This window comes from Pseudomonas sp. K8, from assembly GCF_014889455.1.
GTDB lineage: Bacteria > Pseudomonadota > Gammaproteobacteria > Pseudomonadales > Pseudomonadaceae > Aquipseudomonas > Aquipseudomonas veronii.
This window is the reverse complement of the sequence record NZ_VJWO01000005.1, coordinates 130894-157685: the sequence shown is the minus strand read 5'-3', so window position 1 is coordinate 157685 and position 26792 is coordinate 130894. Positions and strand designations below refer to the sequence as shown.

The following is a 26792-nucleotide window of genomic DNA, read 5'->3' as shown; positions in this document are numbered from 1 at the left end:
ACACCGCCATCGGGAGCAAGCTCCCTCCCACAGGGTTGACCGCATTGGTTTAGAACAGATCGATCGGTGCCGCCTCATCCGCCGGCAGCGGGCTGCCCGGCGCCACGCCATTGCCCAGCTCGTTGATCGACGGCGGCGTGTCCTCGCTCTTGAACAACTCGAAGTACGCATTCGGCGTGCTCGGCGATGCTGCGCGGCCGCTGATCGGGTCGATCCGCAGGCTGAGGATGCCTTCCGGTTCCGGCTGGGTATGCAGCGGCTTGTCCTTCAAGGCGGCGCCCATGTAGCTCATCCAGATCGGCAGCGCGACGGTACCGCCGAACTCGTGGCGGCCGAGGCTTTCCGGCTGGTCGTAGCCGGTCCATACGGTGGTCACGTAGTCGGCGTTGTAGCCGGAGAACCAGGCGTCCTTGGATTCGTTGGTGGTACCGGTCTTGCCCGCGATGTCCGCGCGGCCCAGGGCCAGTGCTCGGCGGCCGGTGCCTTTCTTGATCACGTCTTCCAGGATGCTGTTGAGGATGTAGGTGGTGCGGCCATCCACCACGCGTTCGGCCACTGCCGGCGCCTGCGGTTCAGGCGCGGCGCTCGGGTTCGCCGCCGGCGTGACGCCTGGGGTCGGTTCGATGGTGATACCGCCGTTGCTCGGTGCGGCCAGCCCATCGCTGGCGGCCACGCCATTGACCACATCACCCGGCACCCGTGGCGGGTTGGCGGTGAACAGGGTGTCGCCATTGCGGCTTTCGATCTTGTCGATCAGGTACGGCGTGATCTTGTAGCCGCCGTTGGCAAACGTGCTCCAGCCGGTGGCGATTTCCATCGGCGTGAGGGTCGCCGTCCCCAGGGCCAGGGACAGGTTCGGCGGCAGGTCCGCCTTGTTGAAGCCAAAGCGGGTGATGTAGTCGATGGTCTTGCCCACGCCCATCGCCTGCAGCAAGCGGATCGACACCAGGTTGCGCGACTTGTACAGCGCCTCGCGGATGCGGATCGGGCCGAGGAAGGTGTTGGTGTCGTTCTTCGGACGCCAGACCTTGTCCAGGTACTCGTCGACAAACACGATCGGTGCATCGTTGACCAGGCTGGCGGCGGTGTAGCCGTTGTCCAGGGCGGCACTGTAGACGAACGGCTTGAAGCTCGAACCCGGCTGGCGCTTGGCCTGGGTGGCACGGTTGTAGTTGCTCTGCTCGAACGCGAAGCCGCCGACCAGGGCACGGATCGCGCCGTTCTGCGGGTCGAGGGAGACCAGGGCGCCTTGGGCGACCGGCACCTGGCTGAATTTCAGGCTGTCGTCCTTCTGGCGTTGCACGCGGATCAAATCACCCACCTGCGCCACGTCCGATGGCTGCTTGGGCATCGGCCCCATGCTGTTGGTGTTCAGGAATGGGCGCGCCCATTTCATGCTGTCCCACGCCACATGCGCTTCGCCGGTGCGGGTCAGTACCTGCACGCCGTCCTTCTTCACCTGGGTGACGATGGCCGGTTCCAGGCCGCTGATCGTGCGCTGTTTGCCGAGTTCGGTGGTCCAGGCGCTCAGGGTCTTGCCCGGCAGGCGCGATTCGGGGCCGCGGTAGCCATGGCGCTGGTCGTCGGAGATCAGGCCTTCATGCACCGCGTTGTTGGCGATTTCCTGCAAGTCGCTCGGAACGGTCGTGGTCACACGGAAGCCTTCGGTGTAGGCCTCGCTGCCATAACGGCCGACCATCTCGGCCCGTGCCATCTCCGCGATATAAGGGGCGTTCACTTCCGGGGTCGGTACGTGGTAACTGGCGTTCAGCGGCTCGGCCACCGCGCTTTCATAGGCGCTCTGGCTGATTTTGCCCAGCTTGTACATGCGCCCCAGAATCCAGTCGCGCCGCTCTTTGCTGCGTGCCGGGTTGGCCAGCGGGTTGAAGCGCGAGGGCGCCTTGGGCAGGCCGGCAATCATGGCCATCTGCGCCAGGCTGGCGTCGCGAATCGACTTGCCGTAGTAGACCTGGGACGCGGCTTCGATGCCGTAGGCGCGGTTGCCCAGGTAGATTTTATTGACGTACAGCTCAAGGATCTCGTCCTTGGTCAGCTGCCGCTCGATCTGCAGTGCCAGCAGGATCTCGGTGGCTTTGCGTGAAAAGCTGCGTTCGCTGGTGAGGAAGAAGTTCTTCGCCACCTGCATGGTGATCGTGCTGCCGCCGGATTGAATGTGTCCGCTTTTTACCAATTGCGTGGCGGCCCGCACCAGGCTGCTGGGGTCGACGCCGTAGTGGTTGGCGAAATTATCGTCCTCGGCCGACAGCAGGGCGTTGATGAAGTTGGGTGGAATATCCGCGAAACGAATCGGGGTACGGCGCATTTCGCCGAACTCTGCGATCAGTTTTTCATCGCTGCTATAGACCCGCAAAGGAATCTGCAACTGGATGCTTCTCAGGGCCTCTACGGAGGGCAATCCCGGACTAAGGTAGAGGTAGGCGCCGCTGAGGACGAGCAGCAGCCCGCAAACGATGGCGACAATGGAGTACCCGAAAAACTTCAGCAGACGAATCAAGGCTTTTGGATTTCCAGAGAAAAGAATGGGTTAGGCGCCGGGGCATGCATGGCAAACGATGAATCGACCCTGGCTGCAGATAAAAAGCGGGAAAAAACGCTGGGCATTAAAGCATTTTCGGCTTGGGGCGTCATTCGCGCCTCGCAAACAAGGCGACCGAATGCACGCTGCCACGCGCCAATCAGGCGGTATGACAGGGAAAGTTTTAGGGAGTTTTATGGAAAAGGGATTTTTCAGGCGAAAAGTCGATACCGTCCTGGGTGTCGACATCCAGGACACCGGCATCCGGTTGATCGAACTCGGCCACTCGCCCGCCGGTTACAGCGTGCAAAGCTACGCCACACAGGCGCTACCGCCCCAGGCGGTAGTCGACAGCAGCGTGCTCGACCTCGACGGCGTGGGGCAGACGTTGTCCCAGGCATTGGCCCGCTCGCGCACCTCGGCCCGCCAAGCGGCCGTGGCCGTGGCGGGAGCTTCGGTGATTACCCGGGTGATCGAGTTGGACGCGGGGCTCAGTGAGGAAGAAATGACCTGGATGATCCAAATGGAGGCCGACCAGTACATCCCTTATCCGCTGGATGAGATGGCCCTGGATTTCCAGGTTCGCGGGCCATCGGCCCAGAACCTGGCACGGGTTGATGTATTGCTCGCGGCGTGCCATAAGGCCCAGGTAGAGGCTCGGGTCGCGGTTTTGACCCTGGCTGGGCTGGTGCCGAAGGTGGTGGATGTGGAAGCATTTGCATTCGCACGCGCTTGCAGTCAGGATTTCGCCAGCTTCACGCCGGGCCATCGAGTCGATGGCGCACAATGGGCCGCGGATGCCCGCGGGATGGGAATTGCTTGCGGGTTGGCCCTGAGGAGTTTCGCTTGAAGACACTAATCAACCTTTTGCCCTGGCGCCAGGCGCTGGCGGAACGGCGGCGCAAATTCTTTCTGGGGCTGCTGCTGGCGTTTGTCTGCGTGGCGTTCGCAACCGTGTGGTTGGCCGATCAGGTGATCGACCGGGCGATCGATCGACAAGTGACGCGCAATAGCCACCTGGACAAGGACGCTGCCGTCCTCGACTCGCGCATCAAGACCATCGATGACCTGCAGGAACAAAGCCAGCAATTGGCGGAGCGCATGAAGGTCGTGCAGGACTTGAACGAAGCCCGCTCGGCCGGTGCCCAGCTCTTGGATCAGTTGGCCCGCGCGATGCCAGACGGCGTGCATTTGCACGAGGTCGTGGCGAAGGGCGATACGGTCAGCATCCGTGGCAGCGCCGATTCCAGCCAGGACATCGCCCAACTGATGCGCCGCCTGCAAGCCTCCGAAGGCGCCCATGCCACTCGGCTGCAACATGTGCGGATGGAAGATGGCCAGGGCGGCAACGAATTTCAATTGATGGTGCGCCAGGGAGAGTCCGTCGAGGCCCAACCGTGAGCCTGCCCAGGCTCGACTTTTCCGCTCTCACCCACAACGCTGCGAAATGGCCCTTGCCCGCCAAGGTCGTGCTCGGCTGCGCGCTCGCCGGCCTGGTGCTGTGGGTGGGCGATGGGACGTACCTGAGCCCCTCGCGGCAACGGTTGCAGGCGGTCGAGGCGCAGGGCGTCGTCTTGCAGCGACAGGTGGCCCAGAAGGCTGGCCTTGCCGCCAGCCTGGAGGCGCGCAGCCAGCGGTTTCAGGCGATGCAGGCGCGTTTTGCCGGGCTGATGCAGCAGTTGCCCAGTGCATCCGAGGTGCCCGCATTGCTCGAAGATATCGCTCGCCTGGGGGCGGCCAATGGGGTGCTCGTCGACGCTATCGTGGTGTTGGATGAGCAGCCCCGGCCGCTCTATATCGAGCAGCCGTTACGCCTGGGCGTCACCGGGGCTTATCACGACCTGGCGATGTTTGTGAGCGCTTTGGGCGGCTTGCCGCGCATCATCACGGTGCATGATGTCGCGCTTCGGGCTGATGGGGCAGGGTTGCGCCTGGAGTTGGTGGCCAAGACCTATCGCAATCCGTCGTCGGGCGGTCAGTCGGCCCCGGCCGTCGAGCCGGGGCCGCGCTTTGTCTATGACGCGCTGGCCTTGCGTGATCCGTTCCAGCCGCGTGCCTTGCAGGTCGGTCACGTACCTGGCCGGCCCGCGCTCGCACCGGACCTCGGGCGTGCCCGCGGCGCCCTGGAAGGTATCGCCGTCGACCAGTTCGAAATGGTCGGCACGCTGTCCCGAGGCGCGCAGACCTTCGCCCTGCTGCGTGCCGCCGCCAGCGTCCACAGGCTGGCGGTCGGCGATTACTTGGGGCCGGACCACGGTCGGGTCACGGCTATTGATGAGGGCCATGTGGAATTGCTCGAATTGTTTCCCGATGAACAGGGCGCGTGGCTGGAACGCCCGCGGACCCTCGTGCTGAACGTCAACTCATAACGGAATCAAACAATGAAAAGGACTTTCTCGTCCTTCGGTGTGGCGCTATGGATAGCGTTCACGGCACCGATGGCTGCTGCTGTGCCCAATCGTGTGGATCTGATCCAGCTGCCGCCTCCCGGCGGTGCGGCATCAGGTACCTATACTGGCGACAAGCTGAACCTCAACTTCCAGAACATCGAGCTGCGCGCCGTGTTGCAGCAGATTGCCGATGTGGCGGGCCTGAATCTGGTCGCCAGTGACGATGTGCAAGGTTCGATCACCCTGCGGCTCAAGGACGTGCCTTGGGATCAGGCGCTGGACCTGGTGTTGCAAAGCAAGGGGCTGGACCAGCGGGTAAAGGCCGGGGTGCTGTTGGTGGCGCCCGCCGACGAGTTGGCCGCGCGCGAGCTGCTGACGCTGGAGTCGCGCAAGCAGATGGCTGAACTGGCGCCATTGCGGCGCGAACTGTTGCAGGTCAATTACGCCAAGGCTGCGGACCTGGCCAAGTTGTTCCAGTCGGTGACCGGCCTGGAAGGCGCCACCGACGAACGCGGCTCGGTGGCGGTGGATGACCGCACCAATAACATCATTGCCTACCAGACCGGCGAACGCCTGGAAGAGCTGCGACGCATCGTGGCGCAGCTGGATATTCCGGTGCGCCAGGTGATGATCGAGGCGCGGATTGTCGAGGCCAATGTCGACTACGACAAAAGCCTGGGCGTGCGCTGGGGAGGGCGGGTCAATCGCGGCAACTGGGGCGCTGGCGGTGTCGAGAAACCTCCGGAGCCAGGCACCGAGCCTGTGGAAAACCCGTCCGGCTCGCCCTTTGTCGATTTGGGGGCGCTCACCAACACTTCTGGCCTGGGTGTCGCGTTTATCACCGACAACCTGCTGCTGGACCTGGAACTGACCGCGATGGAAAAAACCGGCAACGGCGAGATTGTCTCGCAGCCCAAGGTGGTCACGTCCGACAAGGAGACCGCGCGCATCCTCAAGGGCACCGAGATTCCCTATCAGGAATCCAGCTCCAGCGGCGCCACCTCGGTGTCGTTCAAGGAGGCTTCGCTGTCCCTGGAAGTCACCCCGCAAATCACCCCCGACGACCGCGTGATCATGGAGGTCAAAGTCACCAAGGATGAGCCGGATTACCTGAACAAGCTCAACGACGTACCGCCGATCAAGAAAAACGAGGTCAACGCCAAGGTGCTGGTCAGGGACGGCGAGACCATCGTCGTCGGCGGAGTTTTCTCCAATACCCAAAGCAAAGTGCTAGATAAAGTGCCATTTTTGGGCGATGTGCCGTATCTTGGCCGCCTTTTCCGGCGCGATGTGCTGGCAGAAAAAAAATCCGAGCTGCTGGTATTCCTGACTCCGCGTATTATGAATAACCAGGCGATTGCTGTGAGTCGTTGATTCTGTGCGAAATTTGATTCTTGTAGGACCGATGGGTGCTGGAAAAAGCACCATCGGCCGTTTGCTGGCCAAAGAGCTGCGCCTGCCATTCAAAGACTCCGATAAGGAAATTGAAGTGCGCTCGGGTGCCAATATCCCGTGGATCTTCGATAAGGAAGGCGAACTGGGCTTTCGTGACCGTGAGCAGGCGATGATTGCCGAGCTGTGCGCTTGCGATGGCGTGGTCCTGGCGACCGGCGGCGGTGCTGTGATGCGCGAGGAGAACCGCCGGGCATTGCATGCCGGTGGTCGGGTGGTCTATCTGCATGCGTCGGTCGAGCAGCAGGTGGGGCGCACCGCGCGTGATCGCAATCGCCCACTGCTGCGCACCGCCGACCCGGCGAAGACCCTGCGGGATCTGCTGGCGCTGCGCGATCCGCTGTATCGGGAAATCGCCGATCTGGTGGTGGAAACCGATGAGCGGCCACCTCGGATGGTGGTGCTCGACATTCTCGAGCGCCTGCAACGGCTGCCACCCCGTTAAAGCCAGGCCCGAAATGCGCTATTCTCGGCGGCGCGTCATCACCCTGTGGGGTGTGGCGTAGAGCCATCAGGCGACGTCGGATCACGACGTTGCCGGTCGTTAATACATCTTCAACGCGGGGACACATGCAGACACTTAAGGTCGATCTAGGCGAGCGCAGCTACCCGATCCATATTGGCGAAGGTCTGCTCGACCAGCCCGAGTTGCTCGCACCGCATATTGCCGGGCGGCAAGTGGCGATCATCTCCAACGAAACGGTCGCGCCGCTGTATCTTGAGCGTCTGAGCCGCAGCCTGGCGGCGTACTCGGTGATCTCCGTGGTGCTGCCCGACGGCGAAGCCCACAAGAACTGGGAAACCCTGCAACTGATCTTCGATGGCCTGCTGACCGCACGCCATGACCGGCGCACCACCGTGGTCGCCCTCGGTGGCGGCGTGATTGGTGACATGGCCGGTTTTGCGGCCGCCTGTTACCAGCGCGGCGTGGATTTCATCCAGGTGCCGACCACCTTGCTGTCCCAGGTCGATTCGTCGGTGGGTGGCAAGACTGGCATCAACCATCCGCTGGGCAAAAACATGGTGGGCGCGTTCTACCAGCCCCAGGCTGTGCTGATCGACACCGCGACCCTCAACACCTTGCCCCCGCGCGAGCTGTCGGCGGGCCTGGCGGAAGTCATCAAGTACGGGCTGATCTGCGACGAGCCGTTCCTGACCTGGCTGGAAGAACATGTCGACGCCCTGCGCGCGCTGGACCAGGTGGCGCTGACCGAAGCGATCTCCCGTTCCTGTGCGGCCAAGGCGCTGGTGGTGAATGCCGACGAACGGGAGTCCGGTGTACGGGCCACCTTGAACCTGGGCCACACCTTCGGCCATGCGATCGAAACGCACATGGGCTATGGTGTGTGGTTGCATGGGGAAGCCGTAGCGGCTGGCACAGTGATGGCATTGGAGATGTCGCAACGCCTGGGCTGGATCAGCGCCCAGGACCGGGATCGGGGCATCCGCCTGTTCCAGCGCGCCGGGTTGCCGGTGATCCCGCCCGAGGAAATGAGCGAGGCGGATTTCCTCGAACATATGGCGATAGACAAGAAAGTGATCGACGGTCGACTGCGACTGGTGCTGCTGCGCCGCATGGGCGAAGCGGTGGTGACCGACGATTATCCGAAAGAGATTCTACAGGCCACGCTGGGAGCGGATTACCGCGCCCTGGCCCAGCTTAAAGGTTAATAAGAGCCCGATGACTAGTTTGCATGCCGACGAGGCGTTCCTCGGCCATTACCAGTTAAGCCACGACCCCTTCGCTCCACGGGTGCCTGGTTTCAAATTCTTCCCTGCGCAGCGCAAGTCGGTGCTCGGGCAGTTGCATCACCTCGCGCGCTACAGCCAGCTGTTGCTGGTCGTCACCGGCCCGCTGGGCAGCGGCAAGACCCTGCTGCGCCAGGCGCTGGTCGCCAGCACTAACAAGCAATCGGTGCAAAGCGTAGTGGTGTCGGCGCGTGGCGCCGGCGATGCTGCGGGCGTGCTGCGTCAGGTGGCCCAGGCCCTGGACGTTGCCAGCGCCGAGCCGAATGCGATTCTCAAGCAAGTGGTGCAACTGGGCCTGACCGGCCAGGAAGTCTACCTGCTGGTGGACGACGCCGAGCAGCTTGACGAGTCGGCCCTCGAAGCGCTGCTGGCGCTGGCAGCGGGTACGCCGGAAGGTCGTCCGCATGTGTTCCTGTTCGGTGAATCGTCCCTGATCGCCGCTCTGGAGCAGATCAGCGGCGAGCAGGAGCTGTTTCACGTCATCGAATTGCAGCCGTATGAAGAGGAAGAAACCCGTGAATACCTGGCACAACGCCTCGAAGGCGCCGGGCAGGGCATCGAACTTTTCTCCGCTCAGCAGATCTCTGATATTCACGAAAGCTCCGACGGCTGGCCTGGCACCATCAACCAGGTTGCCCGCGATGCGATGATTGAAGCCATGATTGCCAGCCGCTCTGCGGTCAAGCGTCCAAAGATGGGGTTCACTATGCCTAAAAAGCACGTATTGGCTATTTCCGCCGTTGTCGTGGTCGCTGTCGCCGCCGCCTGGTTGATCCCGGGTCGCAGCAAGGCACCGACGCCTGCCGGCGCGCCAACCGAACAGGCGCAGTTACCACTGGGTAAACCCACGCCGAATGTCGAGTTCGCCAACTCCGGCCAACCGACCAACCTGCCGATGGTCGGCCAGCCTGTCATGCGCGGCCCGCTCGCCGAAGCGGCCGGCGGTATCTCCGAAGGCGACGACGGTGTGCCAGTGGAAGGCTCCAGCAGCACACCGCCGACCGTGACTACCACCGCGCCGCCAGCGGGCGTGCCTGCCGGTCAACCGGCGGCAAAACCAACGCCTGTGCCTGTACCTGCGCCTACGGTCGCGACCGCCAAACCGGCGCCCGTCGCCAAGCCGGTCGCGCCAGCGCCTGTCGCCAAGCCAGCTCCGGCCGCCAAACCGGCGGAAAAACCGGTGACTGTCGCCAAGGCCGGCGCCACCGGCAGCAGCTGGTACACCAGCCAGCCCAGCGGTAACTTCGTGGTGCAGATCCTCGGCACCAGCTCTGAAGCCAATGCTCAAGCCTTCGTCAAAGAGCAGGGCGGCGAGTACCGTTATTTCAAGAAGGTGCTCAACGGCAAGCCGCTTTACGTGATCACTTACGGCAGCTTCTCCAGCCGTGCCGCCGCCGATACCGCTATCAAAGCCTTGCCAGCGAAGGTTCAGGCTGGTAAACCTTGGCCTCGCACTGTTGCCAGCGTTCAACAAGAACTGGCAGCAACTCGCTGAAGATTCGGCGGCCTTACCCAGGCCGCCCTCCCGGCACCTCAAAAAAAACCGCAAGTGCGTGCAGCCCTCAAGGCCGCGCGCATTGTGGTGTCTGCGTCACAGTGGCTTTTGAGTCGTAGCGGTCAAAATTAAAAAAGTTTTGACTAGCACAGCATATCGCTTTAAACCTTTCATAAATGCGACATAGATTTGCGACATCTCGTCGCTAAATTTGTGAGCGTCTGTGTCGGTGTGTACAATGACCTCCCTTTTGCCCCTGCAAAGCCGGCGAACGTTCGGCGTGGAAGGTAACTGGTTGAATTGAAAAGAAATTTGCCTCGATATAAGAGGCAGCCTGGTGAGAAAGTGTCTATGAAAGCAGGTCTGTACCAACCCGATGAATTCAAGGATAACTGCGGTTTCGGCCTGATTGCCCATATGCAGGGCGAACCCAGTCATACCCTTTTGCAAACGGCCATCGAGGCCCTGACCTGCATGACCCACCGCGGTGGGATCAACGCCGACGGCAAGACCGGTGACGGTTGTGGCTTGCTCATTCAAAAGCCCGACCTGTTCCTGCGCGCCATCGCCAAACAGCATTTCGCGGTCGAGCTGCCCAAGCAGTACGCCGTGGGCATGGTGTTTTTCAACCAGGACCCGGTCAAAGCCGAAGCCGCTCGCGAGAACATGAACCGCGAAATCCTCGCGGCCGGCCTGCAACTCGTCGGCTGGCGCAAAGTGCCGATCGACACCAGCGTGCTCGGCCGCCTGGCCCTGGAGCGCCTGCCGCAGATCGAACAAGTGTTCATCGCGGGCGACGGCCTGAGCGACCAGGACATGGCGATCAAGCTGTTCACCTCGCGTCGTCGCTCGTCCGTGTCGAATGCCGCCGACACCGACCACTACATCTGCAGCTTTTCGCACAAGACCATCATTTATAAAGGCCTGATGATGCCGGCGGACTTGACCGCCTTCTATCCGGCCCTGAGCGATGAGCGCCTGCAAACCGCGATCTGCGTGTTCCACCAGCGCTTCTCCACCAACACCCTGCCGAAATGGCCGCTGGCCCAGCCATTCCGCTTCCTCGCCCACAACGGCGAGATCAACACCATCACCGGCAACCGCAACTGGGCCGTGGCCCGTCGCACCAAGTTCGCCAACGATTTGATGGACCTGGAAGAGCTCGGCCCGCTGGTCAACCGCGTCGGCTCCGACTCCTCCAGCATGGACAACATGCTCGAACTGATGGTCACCGGCGGCATCGACCTGTTCCGTGGCGTGCGGATGATCATTCCGCCTGCGTGGCAGAACGTCGAGACCATGGACCCCGATCTGCGGGCGTTCTATGAGTACAACTCGATGCACATGGAACCGTGGGACGGCCCGGCCGGCGTGGTCATGACCGACGGCCGCTACGCGGTGTGCCTGCTCGACCGTAACGGTCTGCGCCCGGCGCGTTGGGTCACCACCACCAACGGTTTCATCACCCTCGCGTCGGAAATCGGCGTGTGGAACTACCAGCCGGAAGATGTGATCGCCAAAGGCCGCGTCGGTCCTGGCCAGATCCTCGCCGTGGACACCGAAACCGGGCAGATCCTCGACACCGATGCGATCGACAACCGCTTGAAGTCCCGTCACCCGTACAAGCAATGGCTGCGCAAGAATGCCCTGCGCATCCAGGCGACCATGGAAGACAACGACCACGGTTCGGCGTTCTACGACATCGACCAGCTCAAGCAGTACATGAAGATGTACCAGGTCACGTTCGAAGAGCGCGACCAGGTGCTGCGTCCGCTCGGCGAGCAAGGCTACGAGGCGGTCGGCTCGATGGGCGACGACACGCCGATGGCCGTGCTGTCCCAGCGCGTTCGCACGCCATACGACTATTTCCGCCAGCAGTTCGCCCAGGTGACCAACCCACCGATCGACCCGCTGCGTGAAGCCATCGTGATGTCTCTGGAAGTGTGTCTCGGCGCCGAGCGCAACATCTTCCAGGAATCGCCTGAGCACGCCTCCCGCGTGATCCTCAGCTCGCCGGTCATTTCCCCGGCCAAGTGGCGTTCGCTGATGACCCTGGAGCGTCCGGGCTTCGACCGCCAGATCATCGACCTGAACTACGACGAGAGCCTCGGCCTTGAAGCCGCGGTGCGCAATGTCGCGGACCAGGCCGAAGAAGCCGTGCGCGCCGGGCGTACCCAGATCGTGCTGACCGACCGTCACATCGCACCGGGCAAGCTGCCGATCCACGCCTCCCTGGCCACCGGCGCGGTCCATCACCGCCTGACCGAAAAAGGCCTGCGCTGCGACTCCAACATCCTCGTGGAAACCGCCACCGCCCGTGACCCGCATCACTTCGCGGTGCTGATCGGTTTCGGCGCTTCGGCGGTGTACCCGTTCCTCGCCTACGAAGTGCTCGGTGACCTGATCCGTACCGGTGAAGTGCTGGGCGACCTCTACGAGGTGTTCAAGAACTACCGCAAAGGCATCACCAAGGGCCTGCTGAAGATCCTGTCGAAGATGGGCATCTCCACCGTCACTTCCTACCGTGGCGCGCAGTTGTTCGAGGCTATTGGCCTGTCGGAAGAAGTCTGCGAGCTGAGCTTCCGTGGCGTACCGAGCCGCATCAAGGGTGCGCGTTTCGTCGACATCGAAGCCGAGCAGAAAGCCCTGGCGGCCGAAGCCTGGAGTGCGCGCAAGCCGATCCAGCAAGGCGGCCTGCTCAAGTTCGTACACGGTGGCGAGTATCACGCCTACAACCCGGACGTGGTCAGCACCCTGCAAGCTGCCGTGCAGCAGGGCGACTACGCCAAGTTCAAGGAATACACCGCGCTGGTGGATAACCGTCCGGTGTCGATGATCCGCGACCTGTTCAAGGTGAAAACCCTGGATACGCCGCTGGCCCTCAGCGAAATCGAACCGCTCGAATCGGTCCTCAAGCGCTTCGACTCCGCCGGTATTTCCCTGGGCGCCTTGTCGCCCGAGGCGCACGAAGCCCTGGCCGAAGCCATGAACCGCCTGGGTGCGCGTTCCAACTCCGGCGAAGGCGGCGAAGACCCGGCGCGCTATGGCACCATCAAGAGCTCGAAAATCAAGCAAGTGGCGACTGGCCGTTTCGGGGTAACTCCGGAATACCTGGTCAACGCCGAAGTGCTGCAGATCAAAGTCGCCCAGGGCGCCAAGCCCGGTGAAGGCGGCCAGTTGCCAGGCGGCAAGGTCAATGGTCTGATCGCCAAGCTGCGTTATGCGGTGCCGGGCGTGACCCTGATCTCGCCACCGCCGCACCACGACATCTACTCGATCGAAGACTTGTCGCAGCTGATTTTCGACCTCAAACAAGTCAACCCACAGGCCCTGGTCTCGGTGAAACTGGTCGCCGAAGCCGGCGTGGGCACGATCGCCGCCGGTGTGGCCAAGGCCTATGCCGACCTGATCACCATCTCCGGCTACGACGGCGGCACCGGCGCTTCGCCGCTGACCTCGATCAAGTACGCTGGCGCACCGTGGGAGCTGGGCCTGGCCGAGACGCATCAGACCTTGCGCGGCAACGACCTGCGCGGCAAGGTCCGGGTGCAAACCGACGGCGGCCTGAAAACCGGCCTCGACGTGATCAAGGCCGCGATCCTCGGCGCCGAAAGCTTCGGCTTCGGCACCGCGCCGATGATCGCCCTGGGCTGCAAATACCTGCGCATCTGCCACCTGAACAACTGCGCCACCGGCGTCGCCACTCAGAACGAGAAGCTGCGCAAGGATCACTACATCGGCACCGTCGACATGGTGGTGAATTTCTTCACCTACGTCGCCGAAGAAACCCGTGAGTGGCTGGCCAAGCTGGGCGTGCGCTCCCTCGAAGAGCTGATCGGCCGCACCGATCTGCTGGACATCCTCGAAGGCCAGACCGCCAAGCAACAACACCTGGACCTGACGCCGCTGTTGGGCAGCGATCACATCCCGGCAGACAAGCCACAATTCTGCCAGGTGGACCGCAACCCACCGTTCGACAAAGGTCTGTTGGCCGAGAAGATGGTCGAGATGGCCGCTTCGTCGATCAACGACGCCAGCGGCGGTGAATTCAGCCTGGACATTTGCAACTGCGACCGCTCCATCGGCGCACGCATCTCCGGCGAAATCGCGCGCAAGCACGGCAACCAGGGCATGGCCAAGGCGCCGATCACCTTCCGCTTCACGGGCACCGCGGGCCAGAGCTTCGGCGTGTGGAACGCCGGTGGCCTGCACATGTACCTGGAAGGTGACGCCAACGACTACGTGGGCAAGGGCATGACCGGCGGCAAGCTGGTGATCGTTCCGCCTAAAGGCAGCGTCTACAAGACCCAGGACAGTGCCATCATCGGCAACACCTGCTTGTACGGCGCCACCGGCGGCAAGCTGTTCGCCGCGGGTACCGCCGGTGAGCGTTTCGCCGTGCGTAACTCCGGTGCCCACACCGTGGTGGAAGGCACTGGCGATCACTGCTGCGAGTACATGACCGGGGGCTTTGTCGCGGTACTGGGCAAGACCGGTTACAACTTCGGTTCGGGCATGACCGGCGGTTTCGCCTACGTGCTCGACCAGGACAACACCTTCGTCGACCGGGTCAACCACGAGTTGGTCGAGATCCAGCGGATCAGCGGCGAAGCGATGGAATCCCACCGTAACCACTTGCAGCACGTGCTGGACGAGTACGTCGAGGAAACCGGCAGCGAATGGGGTCGTAACCTCGCCGAGAACCTTGATGATTTCCTGCGTCGTTTCTGGCTGGTCAAGCCCAAGGCTGCCAACCTGAAATCGTTGCTTTCCAGCATCCGTGCCAACCCGCAGTGATATGCGCCTGAAGAGTTTGATGAGGTTTTAACATGGCTGAACGTCTGAATAACGACTTCCAGTTCATCGATGTCGGGCGCAAAGATCCGAAGAAGAAACTGTTGCGTCAACGCAAGAAAGAGTTCGTGGAAATCTACGAACCCTTCAAACCCCAGCAGTCGGCCGACCAGGCCCACCGCTGCCTGGGGTGCGGTAACCCGTATTGCGAATGGAAGTGTCCGGTACACAACTTCATTCCCAACTGGCTGAAACTGGTGGCCGAGGGCAACATCCTCGCCGCCGCCGAGCTGTCGCACCAGACCAACACCCTGCCGGAAGTCTGCGGCCGGGTGTGCCCGCAGGACCGTCTGTGCGAGGGTGCCTGCACCCTCAACGACGGTTTTGGCGCGGTGACCATCGGTTCGGTGGAGAAGTACATCACCGACACCGCCTTCGCCATGGGCTGGCGCCCGGACATGTCCAAGGTCAAGCCGAACGGCAAGCGCGTCGCGATCATCGGCGCGGGCCCGGCGGGCCTGGGCTGTGCCGACGTGCTGGTGCGTGGCGGCGTGACCCCGGTGGTGTTCGACAAGAACCCGGAAATCGGCGGCCTGCTGACCTTCGGCATCCCCGAGTTCAAGCTGGAAAAAACCGTGCTGAGCAATCGTCGTGAAGTGTTCACCGGCATGGGCATCGAGTTCCGCCTGAACACCGAAGTCGGCAAAGACGTGACCATGGAACAACTGCTCGCCGAATACGATGCAGTGTTCATGGGCATGGGCACCTACACCTACATGAAGGGCGGCTTTGCCGGCGAGGACCTGCCGGGCGTGTACGACGCGCTCGACTTCCTGATCGCCAACGTCAACCGCAACCTGGGCTTTGAAAAGTCGCCGGAAGACTTCATCGACATGAAAGGCAAGAAGGTCGTGGTGCTGGGCGGTGGCGACACCGCGATGGACTGCAACCGTACCTCGATCCGCCAGGGAGCCAAGTCGGTGACCTGTGCCTATCGTCGTGACGAAGCGAACATGCCGGGCTCGCGCAAAGAGGTGAAGAACGCCAAGGAAGAAGGCGTGAAATTCCTCTATAACCGCCAGCCGATCGCGATTGTCGGTGAAGACCGCGTCGAAGGCGTGAAGGTGGTCGAGACCCGTCTCGGCGAACCGGACGCCCGTGGCCGTCGCAGCCCCGAGCCGATCCCGGGTTCCGAAGAGATCATCCCGGCCGACGCCGTGGTCATCGCCTTCGGCTTCCGCCCAAGCCCGGCGCCGTGGTTCGAGCAGTTCCAGATCCAGACCGACAGCCAGGGCCGCGTCGTCGCCCCGGAACAAGGCCAGTACAAGCACCAGACCAGCAACCCGAAGATCTTCGCCGGTGGCGACATGGTGCGCGGCTCTGACCTGGTAGTGACGGCGATCTTCGAAGGCCGCAACGCCGCCGAAGGTATCCTGGACTACCTGCAGGTCTGACCCCGATCCCGAGTTGAAATGGGATCAACATGTGGGAGGGGGCTTGCCCCCGATAGCGGTAGTCCAGTTAAAGATACTGAGACTGACACACTGCAATCGGGGGCAAGCCCCCTCCCACATTTGGTTTTGATATGCCCAAGAGATTGTCGTAAATCAACCCGATAGATAAAAGGCACGGCTCATCCCGTGCCTTTTGCGTCGCGCTCTGAGAAAATGCCCGTACTTTTTTTGCGGATGCCGACATGACTGCCCTCAAGAACGACCGTTTCCTTCGTGCCCTGCTCAAGCAGCCCGTAGACGTCACCCCTGTGTGGATGATGCGTCAAGCCGGTCGCTACCTGCCGGAATACCGCGCCAGCCGCGCCCAGGCCGGCGACTTCATGAGCCTGTGCATGAACCCGGAGTTCGCCTGCGAAGTCACCCTGCAGCCGTTGGACCGCTACCCGGAGCTGGATGCGGCCATCCTCTTCTCCGATATCCTCACCATTCCTGACGCCATGGGCCAAGGCCTGTACTTCGAGACCGGCGAAGGCCCGCGTTTCAAGAAAGTCATCAGCACCCTGGCCGACATCGAAGCGCTGCCGATCCCGGACCCGCACAAAGACCTCGGTTACGTGATGGACGCCGTCAGCACCATCCGCCGCGAGCTCAATGGCCGCGTGCCGCTGATCGGCTTCTCCGGCAGCCCCTGGACCCTGGCCACCTACATGGTCGAAGGCGGCTCGTCGAAAGACTTCCGCAAGACCAAGGCCATGCTCTACGACAACCCGCAGGCCATGCACCTGCTGCTGGACAAGCTGGCGCAGTCGGTCACCTCGTACCTCAACGGCCAGATCATGGCCGGCGCGCAAGCGGTGCAGATCTTCGACACCTGGGGCGGCAACCTGTCGGCGGCGGCGTACCAGGAGTTCTCCCTGGCCTACATGCGCAAGATCGTCAGCGGCCTGATCCGCGAACACGAAGGCCGTAAAGTGCCGGTGATCCTGTTCACCAAGGGCGGCGGCCTGTGGCTGGAAAGCATCGCCGATGCCGGCGCGGATGCCCTGGGCCTGGACTGGACCTGCGACATCGGCGACGCCCGCCGTCGCGTCGGCAACCAGGTTGCGCTGCAAGGCAACATGGACCCGACCGTGCTGTACGCCAAGCCAGAAGCCATCTGCACTGAAGTCGGGCGCATCCTGGCCAGCTACGGCAAGGGCAGCGGGCATGTGTTCAACCTGGGTCACGGCATTACGCCGGAAGTGAACCCGGAACATGCCGGCGCGTTCTTGCGCGCGGTGCATGAGTTGTCGGCGCAGTATCACGAGTAACAGCGTCCCCGCCTGAATCGAGCCCCCGTCTGCCCGGCAGGCGGGGGCTCGTTGCGCTTCAGCTCTTGTTAAGTCCTGCCTTGGTAGTCTGTGGTCTTTAGGACTTCTCCTACGGCTGCCGTTGTCCGCCCAAGAAAAAATCCTGCCCAACTTTTCCACTCGCCAGTGATTGGCGTCCGTTGTCAGGTGATCGCTGGATGAATACCGCTGACTATTCAACGTGCCAGAAACTGCTGCATTGGGTTTCGGCTGTCATCATCGTGTGGACGCTATTGTCAGGTTCTGTCGTGGCGATATTCGCCGTGCCGGCCTCGGTCAAAGCGTGGGTGTTTTTTTTCAATGTGTCATTGACCACCCTGTACATCCCGGTGTTTGTTGTGCGGGTTTGTTGCTCCTTTACCCACGGCCTGGATTTTTCCGTCAGGCGTTCACCACGGGAATACCTGGCGCTATGGGTGCATAAGGCCATGTATGTGGTGTTGGCAATGGTGCTGGCAACAGGGGTACTGATGATGGATCGCCCGATCAACCTCTTTAACCTGGTCTCCTTCGCACCGTTTCACAGTGACCCGGCCAGCATCGTCTGGTACTCCCGCGTGCATGTGCTGTCCTGCGTGGCCTTGTTGCTGATGCTGGTGATGCACATCGGCGCCGTGGTTATGCACGAGCGCCGGGGCAAGCGGGTGATGGTGCGGATGTCGTTCTAGGGCGCTGCGCCTCAAGCCGAGGCCAGCGGCGGCAATTTCGCCAACTTCAACGCCACCAGCAACGCGCCGAGCAACAGCGCGACGATAAACCCGCCAATCCCGTTCCACCCGGCCAAATGCCAGAAGAACCCCCCCGTGGTGCCGGCGACGCTTGACCCCGCGTAGTAGCAGAACAGGTACAGCGACGACGCTTGCCCCTTGGCTTTCACCGCGCGACGGCCGATCCAGCTGCTGGCCACCGAGTGCGCGCCGAAGAAGCCGAAGGTGAACACCAGCATGCCGGGTATCACCAGCCACAGCGGAGTGAACAGGGTCAGGCCGATGCCGCCAAGCATCGACACGATGGTGGCCCACAGCACACGGCGGCGGCCGAGGCGGTCGGCCAGCGCGCCGATTTTCGCCGAGCTGTAGATGCCCGAGAGGTACACCAGCGACAGCAGGCCGACCACGGCCTGGCTCAGGTCATACGGGTCGGCCAGCAGGCGATAGCCGATGTAGTTGAACATCGTCACAAACGCGCCCATCAGCAGGAAGGCTTCGAGGAACAACCACGGTAGGCCCGCGTCCTTGAAGTGCATGACGAAGCCGTCCACCAGGCTGCGCGGCTTGAGGCTGCTGGCGCGGAAGTTGCGCGATTCGGGGAGGATTTTCCAGAACACCGTCGCGGCGATCAGGGCCAGGGCGCCGATGATCAGCACGGCGGTGTGCCAACTGACAAAATCGATCAATACGCCGATGATCAGGCGCCCGCTCATGCCGCCGATGGCGTTACCGCCGATGTACAGGCCCATGGCCAGGCCGATGTGCTGCGGGTGGATCTCTTCGCTCAGGTAGGTCATCGCCACGGCGGCCAGACCACTCAGCGACAGCCCCAGCAGCGCGCGCATCAGCAGAATCCCTTCCCAGCTCGGCATCAGGCCGCTGGCGATGGTGGACAGGGCGGCACAGAACAACGCGGCGACCATCACCGGCTTGCGCCCCAGGGTGTCGGAAATCGGCCCGGTGATCAGCAGGCCCAGGGCGAGCATCGCCGTGGACACCGACAGCACCAGACTGCTTTGCGCCGCGTTGATGGAAAATTCGTGGGACAACGCCGGCATCATCGGCTGCACGCAATACAGCAGGGCAAACGTCGCGAAGCCGCCGCAGAACAGCGCCAGCACGGTCCGCATGAACATCGGTGTGCCTTTTTCGATGTACGTGTCAGTGAGCTGCTCCACCCTTTTATCCAGGGCAGTCGACGGGACTTCTTGAGCGAATGGAGCGACAGCAGATTTCACGGGGACCTCGGGGAGGAAAAGCCTGCCAGGACCGGCAATGCAAAAAAGAATATAGCTGCCTAATGATTCTTTCCAATATATTGTTCGACCTGTTTGATAGCTTTAACGACCTAATGAGGCTGCTATGGAATTACGTCACCTGCGGTACTTCATTGCCGTCGCCGAAGAGCTGCATTTGGGCCGGGCCGCGCAGGTGCTGGGCATCTCGCAACCGCCTCTGAGCCAGCAGATCCAGGCGCTGGAGCACGAGGTGGGCGCGCGTTTGTTCGAGCGGACCAACCGTCGGGTCGAACTGAGCGAAGCCGGGCGCTTGTTCCTGCACGAGGCGCGACTGGTGCTGGCGCAAGTCGATAAGGCCGCGGATGTGGCACGCCGGGCGCAGTTGGGTGAGCTGGGCGAACTGAAGATCGGCTTCACGTCGTCGGCGCCGTTCAATTCGAGCATCCCCCAGGCGATCTTTGCGTTTCGCCAGGCGTTCCCGGCGGTCCACCTGAGTTTGCAGGAAATGAGCAGCACAGAGGTGGCCGAGTCGCTGGTGGATGAGTCGATCCAGGTCGGCTTGATGCGCCCGTTGCCGTTGCCGGACTCGCTGAGTGTGGTGGAGTTGATGCGCGAACCTCTGGTGGCGGTGCTCAACGCCGATCATCCCTTGGTGCAAGGCAGCGAGCGGGGCTTGCACCTGGCGCAGTTGGCCGAGGAGCCGTTCGTGTTTTTCCCGCGCAGCTACGGCAGTGGCCTCTACGCGCAACTGCTCAACCTGGCCCGCGACGCCGGCTTCAGCCCGCGCTTTGCCCAGGAGGCCGGGGAGGCGATGACGATCATCGGGTTGGTCGCGGCGGGGGTGGGCGTGTCGGTGCTGCCGGCGTCCTACCAGCGCATCCGCATCGATGGCGTGGTCTATCGCACCCTGCTCGACCAGGAGGCGGTGACGGCGGTGTGGCTGGTGCAGCGCAAGGGCGCGCAAACGCCGATGGCGCAGGCGTTCGTGGAGTTGTTGACGCGTAAGGCGGCGGTTCGCAGCGCGCTTGGGGTGCGGTGAGTTCAGCTGTGTTTTGCCAGCGCTTGCAGAGCCAGGCAGGACACGGCGATGACAAGCCCAGCGGTTTGTGAAGAGGGCGCCGAACGGCGCCCTTTGTCGTTTCCGGGGTTACTGCATCCCCGCCGAACGCAACCCCGCCATGATGTCCCGATCCAGCATGCTCACCCAACGGTTGTAGTTGCGATGGATCTTGCCGTCCTTGTAGCCCAGGTCGCGGCTGTCGCGGTAGGTGATCGCGTAGCTGTTGCGGGTGTAGCGGATGTCGATGGCGGCGTAGAACTGATTGCGCACGGTGATCTCGGCCTGCACCAGTTGCGGGCTCAGGCGTTGCACGGTCCATTCGCGTTTTTGCAGGGCGGTGACGATCACCTGTTTGACTTGTTCTTCGCTGACCTGGGCACCCGCCGGCAAGTCGTGCTGGGTGTTGAGCACCGGTTTGCTGGTGCAACCGGCGCCGGTCAGCAGGGCCAGGGTGATCAGGGTGGCGCGTAGCAAGGAAGACATTCCGTTTTCTCCAATCGATGTAAAAAGTCAGGACCAGCGGCGGAAGATCAACGAGGTGTTGACGCCGCCGAAGGCAAAGTTGTTGTTCATCACGTAGTCGTGGTGCATCTCGCGAAACTCACCTTGCAGGTAATCCAGCTCGCCGCACTGCGGGTCGACGGAGTCCAGGTTGAAGGTGTGTACGTACTGGTCGCGGTTCATCATCTCGATGCTGAACCACGACTCCAGCGCCCCGCACGCGCCCAGGGTGTGGCCGAGGAAGCTCTTCTGCGAGCTGATGGGCATGCGGCTGCCGAACAGGCTGTTGGTGGCCAGGGTTTCGGCGATGTCGCCCTGGTCGGTGGCGGTGCCATGGCCGTTCACGTAGCCGATGACCGAGGGCTCAAGCCCGGCGTCTTCCAGGGCCAGCTCCATGGCGCGGCGCATGGTTTTCTGTTCCGGGCGCGTGGTGTGCTGGCCGTCGGCGTTGCTGCCGAAACCGACAATTTCGGCGTGGATATGCGCGCCACGGGCCAGGGCGTGTTCCAGTTCTTCGAGTACCAGCATGCCGCCGCCTTCGCCGATCACCAGGCCGTCGCGGCCGCTGTCGTAGGGGCGCGGGCTGGTCTGTGGCGCATCGTTCTTCAGACTGGTGGCGTAGAGTGCGTCAAACACCATGGCTTCGGTGGGGCACAGCTCTTCGGCGCCGCCGGCAAGCATCAGCGGCAGGCGTCCGAACTTGATCGCCTCATAGGCATAGCCGATGCCCTGGCTGCCGCTGGTGCAAGCGCTGGACGTGGGAATCAAGCGCCCGGTGAGGCCAAAGAAGATGCTGATATTCGCCGCCGTGGTGTGGGGCATCATGCGGACATAGGAGTTGGCGTTCAGCCCCTCGGCCACCGAGTTGAGCAGCATGTTGCCGAACGCCTTGATCTCGTCGGTGCTGCCGGTGGACGAGCCGCAGGCCACGCCCATGCGCCCGTCCTTGATCGACTCGTCACCGAGCAAGCCGGCGTCTTTCAGCGCCTGCTCCGCCGCCCACACCGCCAGGCGCGATACGCGGCCCATGCTGCGCAGTTGTTTGCGCGTCCAGTGCGCGGGCACGACGAAGTCGTCGATCGGCCCGGCCAGGCGCGTGTTCAATTCGCTGAAACGGTCCCACTCGTCCATGCGCCGGATGCCGCTGCGGTTGGCGCGAAAGTTGGCGGCGATGGTGTTCCAGTCGCTGCCCAGGGAGGTGATGCCGGCCATGCCGGTTACGACCACGCGCTTCATCAGCACAGACCTCCGTTCACGGCCAAGACCTGGCGGGTGATATAGCCGGCTTCGGCCGACATCAGGAAATTCACCGCGCCGGCCACTTCTTCCGGTGTGCCCATGCGCTGCGCCGGGATCATTTTCATCAGCTCTTCGACCTGCACGTTTTCATCGAGCATCGCGGTGTCGATCAAGCCCGGTGCGACGCAGTTGACGGTGATCTTGCGCTTGCCCAGCTCGATGGCCAGGGCCTTGGCCGCGCCGATCAGGCCGGCCTTGGAGGCGCTGTAGTTGACCTGGCCGCGATTGCCGATCAGCCCGGACACCGAGGTGATGCACACGATACGCCCGGCCGCGCGACGACGGATCATCGGCATCATCACCGGGTGCAGCACGTTGTAGAAACCGTCGAGGTTGGTACGCATCACCACGTCCCAGTCGTCTTCCGACAAGGCCGGGAACGCGCCGTCGCGGGTCAGGCCGGCGTTGAGCACCACGCCGTAATACGCGCCGTGTCGTTCCACGTCGGCTTCGAGGATTGCCTTGCACTCGGCCCGCTCGGAAACGTCGAATTGCAGCACCCGCGCCTTGCGGCCCAGGGCTTCGATCTCGACCTGCACCGCGTCGGCTTCTGCTCGACCGCTGCGGCAATGCAACACGATGTCGTGCCCGGCCTGCGCCAGGCGCAGGGCAATGGCGCGGCCGATGCCACGGCTGGAGCCGGTGACCAGTACGGATTCAGTCATGGCGTTTCGTCCTTCGATTCATCTAAATAGGTGGCCGCCTGGGGCGGTCGAAATACGTTCAAGCGGGCACTGGCGTGGATACCGTCGCCGGTCAGGTGGCATTCGAACACACCCATGCCGTTGTCGTCTTCCAGGGAGCGCAGGCCGTGGATGGTCAACTCGGCACCGGCCGGGAAGTGCTCCACGTTGCACTCGAACTTACGCGTGCCCAACAGGAAGCCCAGTTCCACCGCCTGGCCGTTCTGGCGCGCGCGGCAACCGGCATAGGCGGCAACGCTTTGCGCCATCAGCTCGATGCCGACCCAGGCCGGCAGGCTGCCGTCGGGGCGGTTGAACAAGCCACCGGGCTTGACGGTGAGGCGGGGGTGAATCTGCTCTTCGTCGAACGACAGCACCTGGTCGATCAGGATCATGTCGCCCGCGTGGGGCAGCAGTGCGGCGAGTGGCCAATCGATCATGGGGCCTCTGCGATAATCAGGCTGACATTATTGCCGCCGAAGGCAAACGAGTTGCTCATCAGGCAGCGTTTTTTCAAGGTGTCACCACGGCGTGCCCACTGCAAGGCGGGCAGCGCCGGGTCGGCCTGGCCGTCCCATACGTGGGGCGGCAGCCGGCCGTGGGCCAGGCTCAGCCAGCAGAACGCTGCTTCCAGTGCGCCGGCCGCGCCCAGGGTGTGGCCGCTCATCGGTTTGGTCGATGAACAGGCCACGCCGTCGGGGAACAGGTTGGCGACGGCCAGGCTTTCCATGGCGTCGTTGTGTTGGGTGGCGGTGCCGTGCAGGTTCAGGTAGCCGATCTGCTCCGGCTTCAAGCGCGCGCTGGCCAGGGCCTTGCGCATCGCCAGCAACGCGCCTTTGCCAGTGGGCTCCGGCGCGGAAATATGGTGTGCATCGCAACTCGCGCCACTGCCCAGCAGCGCGATGGGGGCGGGCTCGCGAGTCATCAAAAACAACACCGCCGCTTCGCCGATGTTGATGCCGTTGCGGTTCACCGAAAACGGGTTGCAACGCTCGCTCGAGACCGCTTCCAGCGCGGTAAAGCCGTTAAGCGTCAGCTTGCACAGGCTGTCGACGCCGCCGCAGATCACCGCATCGCACAGGCCCAGCTCCAGCAGGCGCCGGGCACTCATCAGCGCGCGGGCACTGGAGGTGCAGGCGGTGGAAATCACATAGGCCGGGCCGCTCAGTTGCAGCCAGTCGGCGAGGAAGTTCGCCGGGGCGCTGAGTTCCTGTTGCTGGTAGTCGTAGTCGTCGGGGAAGCGGTGATCGCTCAGGTAACGGGCAATGCCGCGACTGGCTTCGTCGATGCCCGAGGTGCTGGTGCCGAGCACAATGCCGACCCGCGCCGCGCCGTAGCGTTGGATCGCCTGGCGGATCTCTCCGTCGATCTGCAACGCGGCTTCGAGCAGCAACTGGTTATTGCGACTGCTCTGCTGGCCCAGCTCGGGCGGGATGGTCGCCAGTGCGCCCGGTACGCCGGCAACCGGCAATACCCGCTCCGGCACCCAACCGCTTTCGGCGCGCATGCCGGAGCAGTCGCCGGCAAACAGGCTGCGGCTGACGTCGGCCTGGCCGCGCCCGAGAGCGCAGATCACGCCGAGGGCATTCAGATACGCGGTCATCGCGCCATTCCCAGCGGGGTGATGCGATAGCTCAGCGGTTGCCCGTGCATGTTCACGCTGAACACCTCGGATGACTGATAGACGATTTGCCAATGGCCCGGCAGGGTGCGTGTCAGGTCCATCGCTTGGGCGTTCGGGTACAGCGCGCGGAGGTCATCCGCCGAAGTCAGTGCAAACAGCAACGCGGCGAACAGCTCGCGCGCCTGGGGATTGGGCGGCAGCAACCCGTCGGCCTGCCACTGGCCGTCGATCAGCTTCTGCCGGGCCTGGGGGATGCCCAGCGGGTCCATCATCGACCAGCGGATCGCGTTGCCTTCGTGCTGGATCACCAGCAACCAGTCCTGGCTCTGGCCGTCCGCCAGGCGCTGCACGTGCAGTTGCATCGGCAAGGCCAGGGCCGGGTTTTTTGCCGGCAAGGGCGGTTGGCTGGCGCAGGCGCTCAGCAGCAACAGGCAGCCGATCAGCAGCGCACGCATCATGGTGCCGCGCTCGCCAGGGGTTTGCGTGCCACGCAGTTGACCAGGGTTTCTTCGCGCTGGCCCACCGGCGGTGCCTTGCGCAGGCCCCAGCGTTCCAGCAGGCCGAAATCGCTGGCCCGGCTCCACCACAGGTATGGGTAGGAGACGTTCTGCGCGCCGAATTCAAAGCCCTGCTCGTGCAGCATCTGCAGGTACTCTTCGGCGCTTTTCTGCACCTGCATGGGGTGGCGGAACAACCAGCGAATCACCCAGGTGTCGATATAGGCTTCGGTGGACTCGGCAAACAGCAGATAGCCGCCGGGCTTGAGGACCCGGTAGAACTCTTTCAATGCACGGTGCTGCTCAACCAGATGATGGAAGGTCTGGTGGCAGAACAGGATATCGACGCTGGCGTCGGCGACGTCGAGGGTGGCGCAGTCGCTGCCGATCAGCTCGACGTCCAGCCCTTGGTGCGCGGCTTCCGCCTTGCTCAGCTCAAGGCTGTGCGGGTCGGCATCCAGCCCGATCAGGCGGGACGGCGCAAACACTTGCTGCAACAGCTTGAAGGATTTGCCCTGGCCGCAGCCGGCGTCCAGCAGTACCGGCGCCACCGGCAACGGTTCGCTGAACAGGCTGCGCAGGTCGTTGATCGCCACGCGCAACACATGGTGCTGCCAGGTGTGGCTGCGCAGGAACCAGAAGCCGAACTTGGTTTCTTCGACGTAGTTCTTACTCAAGTACTGACTGCTCACACGGCATCCCCTGCACAAATTTCCGACAACATCCGTAACCGCCGCTTGGGCTCGCTGACAAACGGGTTGCGCTCGTCCCAGGCGTAGCCGGCGAGGATCGAACTGATCATCCGGCGAATCTCCGGCGAGCTGCCGGCGTGAAAAATAACATCCTGGAACGTCCCGGCGTACCAGCCTTCGACGTAGCAGCGGAAGGTGTCGACGCCGCGCTTCAACGGCTCGGCAAACTCGCGCTGCCAGTCCACGGTTTCGCCGTTGAGCTGACGATGCAGCACACCCGCGGCCATGCTCGCCGAACGCATGGCGATGGTCACGCCGGAGGAGAACACCGGGTCGAGGAATTCTGCGGCATTGCCCAGCAGCGCGAAGCCCGGGCCGTGCAAGGTTTTGACGTTGGCCGAGTAGCCGCCGATGGTACGCGCGGGGGTGTCCCATACGGCGTTCTGCAGCACGCTGCTGAGGCTTGGGGTTTCGTCGATGAACCCGCGCAGGCACGCATCCAGGTCGTTGTCGCGGCCGGCAAAATGTTCCTTGGCCGCCACTACGCCCACGGAGCAGCGGCCGTTGCTGAACGGGATGGTCCAGAACCAGATGTCGCGCTGGGTCGGGTGGGTCGTCACGAGGATCTTGGTGCGGTCGAAGCCTGGGTGTTCGATGCGGTCCTCGACATGGCTGAACACCGCCTGGCGCAACGGGAAATCCGACGGCGCTTCCAGGTCCAGCAGGCGCGGCAGGACGCGGCCGTAGCCGCTGGCGTCGAGCACGAACTTGGCTTTGATGTGGTACTCGCTGCCGTTCTCCCGGCGCACATGCAGGTAGTGGGTTTCACCGCTGAAATCCACGCCGACGATGGTTTCGCCGTAACGGATGTCGACGCCTTGCAGCGCCGCCTGATCGGCCAGCAACTTGTCGAACTCGCCGCGCTGCACCTGGAAGGTGGTCGGTTTGCCGTGGCTGAACGTATCGCCGAAATCAAACGCACTGTAGCGCTCGCCCCAGGCGAATGCGGCACCGGTTTTCACCTGGAAACCCGCCGCCTGCACGGCGTCGAGCATGCCGGCCTCTTCGATAAAGTCGATGCAGTGCGACAGCAGGCTTTCACCGATCGAAAAGCGTGGGAAATGCTGGCGCTCGATAATCAATACATCATGCCCTTTACGCTTTAACAGCGCGGCAGCGATGGCACCGGACGGGCCGGCACCGATCACCACCACCTGGCGACGTTCCATTTCAACTATGGGCACGAGGGCTCCTTGCCGCTTTGGCGAT

The 26792-nt window shown here is 63.0% G+C and carries 21 protein-coding genes and 1 pseudogene; 12 read left to right on the top strand and 10 right to left on the bottom strand.

Going from position 1 to position 26792, the window contains the following annotated elements; genetic code table 11:
* Positions 1 to 49: 49 nt before the first annotated feature.
* On the bottom strand, positions 50 to 2512 hold the full coding sequence (locus INT12_RS05805; RefSeq protein WP_413469013.1) for a penicillin-binding protein 1A: 2463 nt from the start codon (positions 2510 to 2512) through the stop codon (positions 50 to 52).
* Positions 2513 to 2732: 220 nt separating this feature from the next.
* Between INT12_RS05805 and pilM the strand changes: the two genes are divergently transcribed.
* The 11 genes and pseudogenes from pilM to INT12_RS05750 all read left to right on the top strand — a co-directional run bounded on the left by pilM (position 2733) and on the right by INT12_RS05750 (position 17887).
* The gene (pilM, locus tag INT12_RS05800) at positions 2733 to 3386 is read left to right on the top strand and encodes a type IV pilus biogenesis protein PilM (RefSeq protein ID WP_104904587.1); all 654 of its coding nucleotides are present in this window, start codon (positions 2733 to 2735) and stop codon (positions 3384 to 3386) included.
* Positions 3383 to 3937 (top strand): PilN domain-containing protein, encoded by a 555-nt coding sequence (locus INT12_RS05795; RefSeq protein ID WP_126585348.1) that lies wholly within the window; start codon positions 3383 to 3385, stop codon positions 3935 to 3937. Before pilM ends, INT12_RS05795 begins: the two co-directional genes overlap by 4 nt.
* The gene (locus INT12_RS05790; protein WP_193039635.1) at positions 3934 to 4905 is read left to right on the top strand and encodes a pilus assembly protein PilP; all 972 of its coding nucleotides are present in this window, start codon (positions 3934 to 3936) and stop codon (positions 4903 to 4905) included. The genes INT12_RS05795 and INT12_RS05790 overlap by 4 nt, the downstream gene beginning before the upstream one ends.
* A 141-nt stretch (positions 4906 to 5046) precedes the next feature.
* A pseudogene (locus tag INT12_RS05785) lies at positions 5047 to 6300 on the top strand (type IV pilus secretin PilQ); the annotation flags it as partial.
* 4 nt (positions 6301 to 6304) lie between these two features.
* The gene (gene aroK / locus INT12_RS05780; protein WP_026140392.1) at positions 6305 to 6823 is read left to right on the top strand and encodes a shikimate kinase AroK; all 519 of its coding nucleotides are present in this window, start codon (positions 6305 to 6307) and stop codon (positions 6821 to 6823) included.
* A 125-nt stretch (positions 6824 to 6948) separates the two neighbouring features.
* Complete coding sequence (aroB, locus tag INT12_RS05775) at positions 6949 to 8049, top strand: 3-dehydroquinate synthase (RefSeq protein WP_169884392.1); 1101 nt, start codon at positions 6949 to 6951, stop codon at positions 8047 to 8049.
* Between the two features lie 10 nt (positions 8050 to 8059).
* Positions 8060 to 9622 carry an SPOR domain-containing protein gene (locus tag INT12_RS05770; RefSeq protein WP_193039506.1) on the top strand — a complete coding sequence of 521 codons (1563 nt, stop codon included), beginning with the start codon at positions 8060 to 8062 and terminating at the stop codon, positions 9620 to 9622.
* Between the two features lie 351 nt (positions 9623 to 9973).
* The gene (gltB, locus tag INT12_RS05765; protein ID WP_193058784.1) at positions 9974 to 14419 is read left to right on the top strand and encodes a glutamate synthase large subunit; all 4446 of its coding nucleotides are present in this window, start codon (positions 9974 to 9976) and stop codon (positions 14417 to 14419) included.
* A 32-nt stretch (positions 14420 to 14451) separates the two neighbouring features.
* Complete coding sequence (locus tag INT12_RS05760) at positions 14452 to 15870, top strand: FAD-dependent oxidoreductase (protein WP_017849854.1); 1419 nt, start codon at positions 14452 to 14454, stop codon at positions 15868 to 15870.
* Between the two features lie 242 nt (positions 15871 to 16112).
* A complete protein-coding gene (gene hemE / locus INT12_RS05755; RefSeq protein ID WP_017849853.1) occupies positions 16113 to 17180 on the top strand; it encodes a uroporphyrinogen decarboxylase in 1068 nt (355 codons plus the stop codon).
* 197 nt (positions 17181 to 17377) lie between these two features.
* Positions 17378 to 17887: a cytochrome b/b6 domain-containing protein gene (locus tag INT12_RS05750; RefSeq protein WP_193039505.1), complete on the top strand. Its 510-nt coding sequence runs from the start codon at positions 17378 to 17380 to the stop codon at positions 17885 to 17887.
* Between the two features lie 11 nt (positions 17888 to 17898).
* Here INT12_RS05750 and INT12_RS05745 read toward each other — a convergent pair whose 3' ends face one another.
* Positions 17899 to 19167 carry an MFS transporter gene (locus tag INT12_RS05745; protein ID WP_026140391.1) on the bottom strand — a complete coding sequence of 423 codons (1269 nt, stop codon included), beginning with the start codon at positions 19165 to 19167 and terminating at the stop codon, positions 17899 to 17901.
* 124 nt (positions 19168 to 19291) lie between these two features.
* On the opposite strand from INT12_RS05745, the gene INT12_RS05740 reads away from it, so the two are divergent.
* Positions 19292 to 20206 (top strand): LysR family transcriptional regulator, encoded by a 915-nt coding sequence (locus tag INT12_RS05740; RefSeq protein ID WP_193058783.1) that lies wholly within the window; start codon positions 19292 to 19294, stop codon positions 20204 to 20206.
* A 108-nt stretch (positions 20207 to 20314) separates the two neighbouring features.
* Here the strand turns inward: INT12_RS05740 and INT12_RS05735 are convergent, their stop codons facing one another.
* The 8 genes from INT12_RS05735 to INT12_RS05700 are packed head-to-tail and all read right to left on the bottom strand — an operon-like array spanning position 20315 to position 26767.
* Positions 20315 to 20710, bottom strand: coding sequence for a hypothetical protein (locus INT12_RS05735; RefSeq protein WP_017849849.1), 396 nt, complete (start codon positions 20708 to 20710; stop codon positions 20315 to 20317).
* Between the two features lie 27 nt (positions 20711 to 20737).
* A complete protein-coding gene (locus tag INT12_RS05730; RefSeq protein ID WP_046384962.1) occupies positions 20738 to 21964 on the bottom strand; it encodes a beta-ketoacyl-ACP synthase in 1227 nt (408 codons plus the stop codon).
* Complete coding sequence (gene fabG, locus INT12_RS05725; RefSeq protein ID WP_193039504.1) at positions 21964 to 22692, bottom strand: 3-oxoacyl-ACP reductase FabG; 729 nt, start codon at positions 22690 to 22692, stop codon at positions 21964 to 21966. The genes INT12_RS05730 and fabG overlap by 1 nt, the downstream gene beginning before the upstream one ends.
* Positions 22689 to 23150 carry a hotdog family protein gene (locus INT12_RS05720; RefSeq protein WP_193058782.1) on the bottom strand — a complete coding sequence of 154 codons (462 nt, stop codon included), beginning with the start codon at positions 23148 to 23150 and terminating at the stop codon, positions 22689 to 22691. The genes fabG and INT12_RS05720 overlap by 4 nt, the downstream gene beginning before the upstream one ends.
* Complete coding sequence (locus INT12_RS05715; RefSeq protein WP_046490805.1) at positions 23147 to 24313, bottom strand: beta-ketoacyl-[acyl-carrier-protein] synthase family protein; 1167 nt, start codon at positions 24311 to 24313, stop codon at positions 23147 to 23149. Before INT12_RS05715 ends, INT12_RS05720 begins: the two co-directional genes overlap by 4 nt.
* Positions 24310 to 24792 (bottom strand): hypothetical protein, encoded by a 483-nt coding sequence (locus INT12_RS05710; protein ID WP_017849844.1) that lies wholly within the window; start codon positions 24790 to 24792, stop codon positions 24310 to 24312. The genes INT12_RS05715 and INT12_RS05710 overlap by 4 nt, the downstream gene beginning before the upstream one ends.
* Positions 24789 to 25523 (bottom strand): class I SAM-dependent methyltransferase, encoded by a 735-nt coding sequence (locus INT12_RS05705; protein WP_017849843.1) that lies wholly within the window; start codon positions 25521 to 25523, stop codon positions 24789 to 24791. The genes INT12_RS05710 and INT12_RS05705 overlap by 4 nt, the downstream gene beginning before the upstream one ends.
* Positions 25520 to 26767, bottom strand: a complete 1248-nt coding sequence (locus INT12_RS05700) for an NAD(P)/FAD-dependent oxidoreductase (protein WP_026140390.1) — start codon at positions 26765 to 26767, stop codon at positions 25520 to 25522. The genes INT12_RS05705 and INT12_RS05700 overlap by 4 nt, the downstream gene beginning before the upstream one ends.
* Positions 26768 to 26792 lie beyond the last annotated feature (25 nt).

Coding starts and splice junctions, on each gene's coding strand:
- pilM (WP_104904587.1), top strand. CDS start 2,733: ATGGAAAAGGGATTTTTCAGGCGAAAAGTCGATACCGTCCTGGGTGTC.
- aroB (WP_169884392.1), top strand. CDS start 6,949: ATGCAGACACTTAAGGTCGATCTAGGCGAGCGCAGCTACCCGATCCAT.
- INT12_RS05770 (WP_193039506.1), top strand. CDS start 8,060: ATGACTAGTTTGCATGCCGACGAGGCGTTCCTCGGCCATTACCAGTTA.
- gltB (WP_193058784.1), top strand. CDS start 9,974: ATGAAAGCAGGTCTGTACCAACCCGATGAATTCAAGGATAACTGCGGT.
- INT12_RS05760 (WP_017849854.1), top strand. CDS start 14,452: ATGGCTGAACGTCTGAATAACGACTTCCAGTTCATCGATGTCGGGCGC.
- hemE (WP_017849853.1), top strand. CDS start 16,113: ATGACTGCCCTCAAGAACGACCGTTTCCTTCGTGCCCTGCTCAAGCAG.
- INT12_RS05750 (WP_193039505.1), top strand. CDS start 17,378: ATGAATACCGCTGACTATTCAACGTGCCAGAAACTGCTGCATTGGGTT.
- INT12_RS05740 (WP_193058783.1), top strand. CDS start 19,292: ATGGAATTACGTCACCTGCGGTACTTCATTGCCGTCGCCGAAGAGCTG.
- INT12_RS05735 (WP_017849849.1), bottom strand. CDS start 20,710: ATGTCTTCCTTGCTACGCGCCACCCTGATCACCCTGGCCCTGCTGACC.
- INT12_RS05730 (WP_046384962.1), bottom strand. CDS start 21,964: ATGAAGCGCGTGGTCGTAACCGGCATGGCCGGCATCACCTCCCTGGGC.
- fabG (WP_193039504.1), bottom strand. CDS start 22,692: ATGACTGAATCCGTACTGGTCACCGGCTCCAGCCGTGGCATCGGCCGC.
- INT12_RS05720 (WP_193058782.1), bottom strand. CDS start 23,150: ATGATCGATTGGCCACTCGCCGCACTGCTGCCCCACGCGGGCGACATG.
- INT12_RS05715 (WP_046490805.1), bottom strand. CDS start 24,313: ATGACCGCGTATCTGAATGCCCTCGGCGTGATCTGCGCTCTCGGGCGC.
- INT12_RS05710 (WP_017849844.1), bottom strand. CDS start 24,792: ATGATGCGTGCGCTGCTGATCGGCTGCCTGTTGCTGCTGAGCGCCTGC.